This window comes from Neisseria sp. P0021.S005, from assembly GCF_051956955.1.
On record NZ_JBQCWY010000385.1, the window covers coordinates 1 to 2892 of the forward strand.

Consider the following 2892-nt stretch of genomic DNA (forward strand, 5'->3'; position numbering starts at 1 on the left):
TTTCAGACGGCATGTCGGTGATGTTGTCGCCGTTGAGCCAGACTTCGCCGCTGTCGGGACGCACCAGGCCGACGATGGTTTTGAGCAGGGTGGATTTGCCGCAGCCGGAGCGGCCGAGTACGGCGAGAATTTCGCCTGCTTCGACGTTTAGGTTGATGTCTTGGGCAACGGTTTTGCTGCCGAAGCGTTTGTTGATGTTTTTGAGTTGCAACATGGTTTCAGACGGCCTTTAAAAATGGGGTCGGCAACGGATGCTGTCGAGCCATGCGGACAGCGGATGTTTGAGGTCTATCAGGCCGTATCGACGGCAGGCTTCAAGCGTAACCAGCTGGGCATCGTGCATCATGTTTCCGCCCAACATGGCATCGAGCAGGGTGGGGATGTCCATCAGTTCAAAACCGGCAACTTCGCCGTCTTGGTTGGCGGGTTGGAAGCCTTCAGGCAGGATAATGTCGAAGATATGCAGGATTTCGTTGTGGACACCGCGATTAACGGGGCGCAAACTATATATTTGGGCAGTCGGTCGGATATGGGGGGTTAACGAAGCGGGAATGCCTGCTTCTTCTTCACCCTCGCGGCAGACGGCTTCAGACGGCCTTTCGCCGCTGCTGATGCCGCCTCCGGTCAGATTGTCGAGTTTGTTCGGATCGACGGCTTTGTGCGGACTGCGGCGGCCTATCCAAAAGCGCAGACTGTTTTCTGTTTCGACCAATCCGTTCAAATGCACTGCCTGACTCATCAGGCCGAACGGACGGAAGGCGGCGCGTTCGAGTGCGCATAAAGGCTTGCCCGACTGGTCGCAGATGTCGAACTTTTCACCGCGCCAACCCTTGAGCCAACCGCATTCGCGCCATTGTTGCGCCAGCGTTTGCAAACTGTCGCCCATTTCCGCCCAGCTGTCGGTTTCCAAATTCAGGCCGTCTGAAAGGGTCGACTGCCTGCCTGTCCAATCTTGCCCGAGGCGTTCGCGCCATAACGGGGTCAGACGGCCTAAAGGCAGGCCGTTGAGATACAGAATGCACCAATCGTCGGATGCGCCATAGCTGGTTTGCGCCCAATCCCACAATGCATCGTGGACATCGGACGCGAATACCTGTTCAAAGCGGAAAGACTGAGACACGGCACATCCTCCAAAAGAACTAAAGATACGTTGATTTTAGCCGTTTACGGCGAATTTGCAAAACAACCGCACTACCCGAAAACCGCTATAATAGAGTAAACCATCCGAAACGAGCACATCATGAGCGAATTGAGCGAAATCCTCGCCTATAACCAACATTTCGTCGAAACAGGCGAATACGAAAAATACTTTACCAACAAATACCCCGGCCGCGAGCTGGCCATCCTCTCCTGCATGGACGCGCGCATTATCGAATTGCTGCCCAACGCGTTGGGTTTGAAAAACGGCGATGCCAAGCTCATCAAAAACGCCGGCGCGCTGGTGACCCACCCTTGGGGTTCGGTAATGCGCAGTTTGTTGGTGGCCGTATTTGAACTCAAAGTCAAAGAAATCATGGTCATTGCCCACCACGATTGCGGTATGCGCGGACTACACGCCGAAGAGTTCCTCCAACGCGTACACGACAGCAATATCCCCGACGACCGCATCGAAACCCTGCGTAATGCCGGTATCGATTTGGACGGCTGGCTGACCGGTTTTGACGATGTCGAAGACAGCGTGCGCCATACCGTCGAGCTGATTCGCAAACATCCGCTGATGCCCGACAACATCGCCATCCACGGCCTGGTCATCCACCCGACTACAGGCAAGCTCAACCTGATTGTTGACGGCAGCCTGCCTGCTTCAGACGGCCAAAACATCTAACTCAGACACCACTACGAAATGAAAAACATCGGATTATTCGGCGGCACATTTGACCCCATCCACAACGGCCACCTCCACATCGCCCGCGCCTTTGCCGACGAAATCGGTTTGGATCTTGTCGTCTTCCTGCCGGCAGGCGACCCGTACCACAAAGACAGCACGCGCACGCCGGCACAAGAGCGCCTCAATATGGTCGAACTTGCCATCGCCGACGAGCCGAAATTCGCCGCCAGCGATTGCGATATCGTCCGCGACGGCGCGACTTATACGTTTGACACCGTCCAAATCTTCCGCCAGCAATTTCCCGGTGCGCAACTGTGGTGGCTGATGGGCAGCGACAGCCTGATGCAGCTGCACACATGGAAAAAATGGCAAACCCTCGTGCGCCAGACCCATATCGCCATCGCCATGCGCCAAGGCGACAACCTCAACAAAACCCCGCGCGAATTGCACGCATGGATCGGCGAAGCCCTGCAAAACGGCAGCGTCCGCATCCTCAACGCGCCGCTGCACAACACCAGCTCCACCCAAATCCGCGCCAATCTCGCCAAAACGCACCATTCAGACGGCCTGCCACAACCCGTCGCCCAATACATCCGCCAACACAAACTCTATGAAAAATAGCGTTTATTCAGGCAGATAAGCTATAATGCCGTCTGAAAACATTTCAACTAGGAAAATAATGAACGAACAAGAATTGCAAGACCTGCAAAAAATGGTCGAAGTGGCCGTAAACGCCCTCGAAGACATTAAAGCCAAAGACATCTCTGTTTTGGAAACCCAAGACAAAACCTCCCTGTTCGCCCGTATGATTATTGCCAGCGGCGACAGCACACGCCAAGTCAAAGCATTGGCCAACAACGTTGCCGTCGATTTGAAAGAAGCCGGTTTTGAAATCCTCAGCACCGAAGGCGACAGCGGCGAATGGACGCTTGTCGATGCAGGCGACCTCGTTGTCCACGTCATGCTCCCTGCCGTGCGCGACTTCTACGACATCGACACCTTGTGGGGCGGAGAAAAACCGAGTTTCCACGCCGGTATGCAAAAACCTTGGCACGCCGCCGACT

The 2892-nt window shown here is 55.0% G+C and carries 5 protein-coding genes; 3 read left to right on the forward strand and 2 right to left on the reverse strand.

Translation table 11 applies throughout. The features are described from left to right. Together ACTHUE_RS14515 and ACTHUE_RS14520 are read right to left on the reverse strand one after the other, a co-directional pair. Window positions 1-214: ATP-binding cassette domain-containing protein (locus tag ACTHUE_RS14515; protein ID WP_440403183.1), on the reverse strand; the 214-nt coding region annotated here is incomplete at its 3' end. 15 nt (window positions 215-229) lie between these two features. After that, on the reverse strand, window positions 230-1120 hold the full coding sequence (locus tag ACTHUE_RS14520) for an NUDIX hydrolase (protein WP_311477092.1): 891 nt from the start codon (window positions 1118-1120) through the stop codon (window positions 230-232). A 120-nt stretch (window positions 1121-1240) separates the two neighbouring features. Between ACTHUE_RS14520 and ACTHUE_RS14525 the strand changes: the two genes are divergently transcribed. The 3 genes from ACTHUE_RS14525 to rsfS form a co-directional block, all read left to right on the forward strand. Further along, window positions 1241-1825 carry a beta-class carbonic anhydrase gene (locus tag ACTHUE_RS14525; RefSeq protein ID WP_049336840.1) on the forward strand — a complete coding sequence of 195 codons (585 nt, stop codon included), beginning with the start codon at window positions 1241-1243 and terminating at the stop codon, window positions 1823-1825. A gap of 18 nt (window positions 1826-1843) precedes the next feature. Beyond that, entirely contained in the window at window positions 1844-2449 is a 606-nt protein-coding gene (nadD, locus tag ACTHUE_RS14530; protein ID WP_440423840.1) for a nicotinate-nucleotide adenylyltransferase, read from the forward strand. 58 nt (window positions 2450-2507) lie between these two features. After that, the coding region (rsfS, locus tag ACTHUE_RS14535) for a ribosome silencing factor (RefSeq protein WP_002246503.1) at window positions 2508-2892 on the forward strand (385 nt) is incomplete at its 3' end.

Coding starts and splice junctions, on each gene's coding strand:
- ACTHUE_RS14525 (WP_049336840.1), top strand. CDS start 1,241: ATGAGCGAATTGAGCGAAATCCTCGCCTATAACCAACATTTCGTCGAA.
- nadD (WP_440423840.1), top strand. CDS start 1,844: ATGAAAAACATCGGATTATTCGGCGGCACATTTGACCCCATCCACAAC.